Raw genomic sequence first — 4,618 nt, 5'->3', positions numbered from 1 at the left:
TATATTATCAAGGGACTCGCGAGTTCATTCATCTTTCTAAATGCTGTTTTCTTACTTTTTCAGCAAGCCCTACTTATTTTTCGTACCTGCGCGGCGTGTAAACCCAAACATCTCCATATTTGCGGGGAATAATCCGAGTCTGACTCGAACCGACAATCACTAAAGTTCTCATGTCTGCATCTTGCGGCTGGAATTCGCCGAGGGTGCAAACCCGCACAGATTGGCCGGGCCGGCCGAGGTTTCGCCCTAGTACGACGGGGGTTTTAGCATCGCGACTTTGCAACAAAATCTCGATCGCCCTTCCGAGTTGCCAAATCCGCTGTTTCGAGATGGGATTGTAAAATGCCATAACTAAATCGGCAGCCGCAGCGGCCGAAATCCGCTGTTCAATGACCTCCCAAGGCTTGAGAATATCCGAAAGGGAAATCACGCAAAAATCGTGTCCGAGGGGTGCTCCGATCGCAGCAGCGGCTGCCTGCATGGCTGAAATGCCCGGTGCTACCCGAATATCAATGCCTTGCCATTCGGGTTTGGCATCAAAGTCGATCGCCTCAAACACCGCCGCAGCCATTGCAAAAATACCCGGATCTCCCGACGAAACCACGGCGACTGATTTGCCGGATGCTGCTAAATCTAGGGCAAAACGGGCGCGATCGATCTCTTCGCGGTTGTCGGAATCGTGCCGATTTTGCCCTTCCCGCAGGGTTCCAGCTAAGTCGAGATAAAATTTGTAACCCACCCAATCCGTGGCTTCGCGCATAATTTCCTTAACTTCCGGGGACATCCAGGGCGCGCCTCCGGGGCCGGTACCGACGATCGCCAGTTTGCCGCGGCTAATTCCGATCGCCCTAGCATCAAAGGGTTGGGCGGCCAGGGCGATCGCGCAATTCAGTGCGTTTGGGCGATCGGACTCGATTAAGTGACTGTTGGCACCGGCTGCTGTCAGGGCAATTTGTGCGGCCTTATTTTCGATGAATTCAATTGAGTCTAATTCGACAAGTTCGGAGAGATTGAAAAAGCGGACGGGGACTTTAAAATATTGTGAAACTGCTTCAAGTGCCGGGTTTCCCATCTCCTGTTTTAATGCAAAAAATCCAGCAACAGAAGCTGCTGCTAAACCCGCGTTTTCCAACACTTGCTGGACAAATGAAACCGCTATTTCTGGCTCAATATTCGATAGCTTTGTCAGTGCAACTGCCACAATTTGCGGATGGTAAACTAAACAATCGGGCGTTGGCACAATTGCTTTTTCGGTGACGCGAATAGTCAATTTTGCGTCGGGGGCGATCCTCTTCGAGGGCTTCGCTAACGGCAAATTGCTCTCGGAAAGCCAGCTTGCAGCCCCTTCTAGGCGTACTTTGGCCCCGGCGAGCAAATTTGAAATAAAAGTCTTCGCGTCCTCTGGATTCGCTAAATAATAGCCTTGGGGAGGACTCAGCAGCGCGGTGCGAAAGCGGATATCTCCGGTGGTAGTAATTGCAGGTTGTACGCCCAGGGCTGCTGCAATCTCTCTGGCCAAATCATTAACGCCGTGCAAACCGCCCAGCAGGGGTACGACGGCGCTTCCGTCTTCTGCGACGGCTAAAACTGCCGGTTCGGCGCGTTTGTCTGACAGCAGCGGGGCGAGGGTACGGATGATTATTCCGGCGGCGCAGATGGCGATGATTGGGGTTTCTGTTGCAAACAATTCCCGCAATGTTTCGCCGAAGTTGCTAAAGTTGATGTCTGTGTTGGAAGTGCGATCGATTAAACCGTAAATCTGGGAACCGGGGAAATGTGCGGAGATTTTTTTGGCGATCGGCTGGCTGTTTTGACCTAAGATAACTATTGCGGGAGGAACTCGAACCATTTTAGATTTTAGATTTTAGATTTTATGAGAGTTGCGACGGAAATTAGGAATTGATAATTGATAATTGGTAATGTAGGGGCGGGTTCGCCAAGGTCTGCAATACAACACCCGAAATCTACTAAACCCGCCCCACCCCCACCGAGGATGCTATCTAATATAATATAACCTAATTAAAACAGGCTACAATCAATAAATATTTCGAGGTTTGGCTGTGAAACGCATTGTCTTAATTGCAGGGTTTGAATCTTTTAATGCCGATTTGTACCGGAAAGCTGCCGAGTTGGCTGTTTCTGGGTGTCAGGGATTGGAAGTACGGGTTTTTAGCGATCGCGCCCTCGCAGACGAACCCGACGCTGTAGCGGCTGCCCTCTCGAATGCTGATGTGTTTTTCGGGAGTTTGCTGTTTGATTACGATGCGGTAATGTGGCTGCGGGAAAGGGTGCAACATATCCCTATTCGCCTGGTTTTTGAGTCGGCGTTGGAATTGATGAGTCTTACTCAAATTGGCGCTTTTAAAATTGGCGACAAACCGAAGGGAATGCCGAAGCCTGTTAAGTTTATTCTGGATAAGTTCAGCAATGGGCGAGAAGAAGATAAGCTGGCTGGTTATATCAGTTTTTTGAAGGTTGGGCCGAAGTTATTGAAATACGTGCCAGTGCAAAAAGTGCAGGATTTGCGAAACTGGCTGATTATTTATGGTTACTGGAATGCGGGCGGGGCGGATAATGTTGTCTCGATGTTTTGGATTATTTCCGAAAAGTATTTGGGGCTGAAGGTTGCAGAAATTCCGCCACCTGTGGAAACTCCCAATATGGGTTTGCTGCATCCTGATTATAATGGTTATTTTGAATCGCCTCGGCAATATTTGGATTGGTATCTCGGTAATCAAAGTGCTAGGGGCGGGCAAGATGCCCGTTCCACAAAAGTGGCTAGACATCTTGATAGAAAGGCTTATAAGGGGCAAGATGCCCGTTCCACAAAATTTGAGACTAATTTGTCTGAAAATTTAGACCGGGTTTCTAACGGGCAAGATGCCCGTTCCACAAAATTTGAGACCAATTGGTCTCAAAAATCGGAGGGAGGAAAATCCCCTGTTGTGGGCATCTTGCTTTACCGCAAACACGTTATCACCAAGCAGCCTTATATTCCTCAATTGATTCGCTATTTTGAAGATGCGGGAATTGTGCCTTTGCCGATTTTTATCAATGGCGTTGAAGGCCATGTGGCGGTGCGGGATTGGATGACGACTGCTGATGAAACTGCGCGCCGAAAACAAGGCAATATTGAAACTCTTTCGCTTTCTAAAGATGCTGTGGAAGTTGATGCGATTGTTTCTACTATTGGCTTTCCTTTGGTTGGCGGGCCTGCTGGTTCGATGGAGGGTGGAAGGCAGGTGGAAGTTGCTAAGCGCATTTTAACTGCTAAAAATGTACCTTATTTTGTGTCCGCACCTCTGCTGATTCAGGATATCCATTCTTGGACTCGTCAGGGGATTGGAGGTTTGCAAAGTGTGGTATTGTATGCTTTGCCTGAGTTGGATGGCGCGATCGATCCTGTTCCCCTGGGCGGTTTGGTGGGTGAGGATATTTATCTGGTGCCCGATCGGGCGAAACGCCTGACAAGTAGAATTAACAATTGGGTGAAACTACGTCAAACTCCGCCATCTGAAAGGAAAATTGCGATTATTCTCTACGGGTTTCCTCCCGGTTACGGGGCGGCGGGTACGGCTGCTTTATTAAATGTACCGAAATCGCTGCTAAATTTCCTGCACAAACTTCAAGCGGCAGGTTATACAGTTGGAGAAATTCCGGCTGACGGTGAGGAGTTAATTCGCAGGGTGAAAGAGGCGGATGAAGCTACTTGTGAGGGGCAAGATGCCCGTTCCACAAAAGAGACTGTTAATGTCAAAACTTTAGAAAGATGGCTGGGCTATCTGTTAACAACTCGTATCGAAAAACAGTGGAAATCTCTGACTGGTACTGGGATTAAGACAGAGGGCGACGAGTTCCAAATCGGTGGCGTTCAACTGGGGAATGTTTGGATAGGTTTGCAGCCGCCGCTGGGAATTTCGGGCGATCCGATGCGCTTAATGTTCGATCGCGATTTGACGCCTCACCCTCAATACGCTGCTTTTTACAAGTGGCTGCAAAATGATTTGCAAGCTGATGCTGTGGTTCACTTCGGAATGCACGGCACTGTTGAATGGTTGCCGGGATCTCCTCTGGGAAATACTGGCTATTCTTGGCCGGATATTTTGTTGGGAAGTTTGCCCAATCTTTATATCTATGCTGCCAACAATCCCTCGGAATCGATGTTGGCAAAACGGCGCGGTTACGGTGTTTTGATTTCTCACAATGTGCCGCCCTACGGCCGCGCTGGCTTGTACAAGGAATTAATGGCTTTGCGGGATTTGATTGCGGAATATCGGGAAGATACGGCAAAGAATTATGTGCTGAAAGAGGCTATTTGCAAGAAAGTTTTAGATAGCGGTTTGGAGGCTGATTGTCCGTTTGATGATGCTCGAAAATTGGGGATTGCTTTTAGTTTTGAGAATGTGGGAATGTTCAGTGCTGATGCTTTTAACCGCTATTTGGTGAAGCTTTATGAGTATTTGCAGGTGGTGGAATGTCGCTTGTTTTCTTCTGGTTTGCACGTTCTCGGCGAACCGCCTAATTCTGAGGAAATGACCTCTTATCTTGAGGCTTATTTTGGGGAGAGGTTATCAGAGGAACAGGTGAAAGCAATTGTTTGGCAAACCAACACAGGCAA

2 protein-coding genes are annotated in these 4,618 nt (G+C 48.4%); one reads left to right on the top strand and one right to left on the bottom strand.

Going from position 1 to position 4,618, the window contains the following annotated elements:
• Positions 1-73 precede the first annotated feature (73 nt).
• Positions 74-1,849 carry a precorrin-3B C(17)-methyltransferase gene (gene cobJ, locus QUB35_RS25580; protein ID WP_333144470.1) on the bottom strand — a complete coding sequence of 592 codons (1,776 nt, stop codon included), beginning with the start codon at positions 1,847-1,849 and terminating at the stop codon, positions 74-76.
• A gap of 211 nt (positions 1,850-2,060) precedes the next feature.
• On the opposite strand from cobJ, the gene QUB35_RS25575 reads away from it, so the two are divergent.
• On the top strand, positions 2,061-4,618 hold a 2,558-nt coding region (locus QUB35_RS25575; protein WP_333144469.1), incomplete at its 3' end, for a cobaltochelatase subunit CobN.

The organism is Microcoleus sp. B13-B6, assembly GCF_036705405.1.
GTDB lineage: Bacteria > Cyanobacteriota > Cyanobacteriia > Cyanobacteriales > Microcoleaceae > Microcoleus.
This window is presented reverse-complemented; position numbering and strand designations above follow the sequence as displayed.